The organism is Marinomonas sp. S3726 (assembly GCF_000967665.1).
GTDB lineage: Bacteria > Pseudomonadota > Gammaproteobacteria > Pseudomonadales > Marinomonadaceae > Marinomonas.
On the sequence record NZ_JXYC01000077.1, the window covers coordinates 1 to 1,462 of the forward strand.

1 protein-coding gene is annotated in these 1,462 nt (G+C 38.2%); it reads right to left on the reverse strand.

Going from position 1 to position 1,462, the window contains the following annotated elements:
* Positions 1–8: 8 nt before the first annotated feature.
* Positions 9–1,462: IS1182 family transposase (locus TW85_RS25100; protein WP_238326295.1), on the reverse strand; the 1,454-nt coding region annotated here is incomplete at its 5' end.

Genomic DNA, 1,462 nt, shown 5'->3' on the forward strand with positions numbered 1-1,462 from the left:
TACTTTTTCTACTGGCAGTAAGCTTTAAAGCCCTTCATACCAATAATATTTAGCACACGGGTAAAATTGTAGGCTAGATTCATTAATGACCACTCTCCTTTGACCTTTTTAAACCCTCTAACAAGGAAGTGTTGCCATCCAGCTCTCATTTTCAATGTGCCAAATGGGTGTTCTACAAGTGCACCTCTCTGCTGCATTTTACCTTTTCCATAAAACTCCATTCTTCTTTTGTGTTCATCAACAACAGACTCGTATTCGCTACGATACAGCTTTCGGCGAGTTGTTCCTTGAGCCAGACACTGATCTTTTTTAAAACAACTTCTACAGTCCTTTGAGTTACTGATATAAAGCTGCCGCTTTTTATTATGCTTGCTTGTTAGTGAGCCTGATGGCGTTAGTAACTTTTCATTAGGGCAGGAATAGCAGTTGTTTGATATATCGTATAGGAAGTGCTCACGAGTAAATCTGTCTTGCTCTTTAATGCTGGCTGATTTATTCGGTATGGGAACATAGGGTGTAATTTGATTCTCAGCACAAAGATGCAAATTAGTTGTTTCATAGTAACCCGCATCAGCAAGTACCGTTAATTTATCTAAACCAAGTGTTGTTTTTGATCGCTTTGCCATAGGGTAAAGCTGTTTTTGATCATTTCCTTCGTTGGTTACATCACTTGCAATAATTAAGTGATGGCGATCATCCACGGCAGTTTGGATATTATAACCCGCTATTTTTGCTCCTCGTTTAAACAGTAGTCTAGCGTCTGGATCTGTTCGCGATAATTGACCAGTATCTGATTGGGTTAACTCATTTAGTACTTGATTAAGGTTTGCTTGCTTATTCATTAATTCTTGTAACTTGATGCTGTCTAAATTATCAGCTTCTGACTCTTCATTATCTAATGCATCCAACATAGTGTGGTAGTCTTGGATTTTTTGTTCAACTGCTTTTAGTTGCTGCGTTAAGCGATTTTTCGTCAAAATGCTTTGTTTACTTGCATTGCCATGGAAGAAACTCCCATCAATTGCTATCAGCTCACCACCAACTAAATCAAGCTGTTTACAGAGTAAAATAAAATCACGGTTTACTCGAATGAGAAGCTTATGATGATCTTTTCTAAAGTTAGCTATCGTTTTGTAACTAGGATGTTGATGCTTGATTAGCCACATAAGCTCAATATTTCTGCGACACTCTTTTTCAAGTTTGCGTGAACTTCGAATACCGTTTAGGTAACCATATAAATACAAGCGTAACAGGTCAGCTGGGTTGTAAGCGGGCTGCCCTCTTAAGGAGGATGAAGACTTATACACACCAACAGCCAATTGATCGAAATTCAATGTATCAATATAAGCATCAATTGCTCGCACTGGATTCGTATCAGAGATGTGCTGATCGAGGTGATCAATAAACAAGGAAAATTGTGCTCGATTCTCAGTTTTTCGATAGCTTTTGTTCATAATGACGA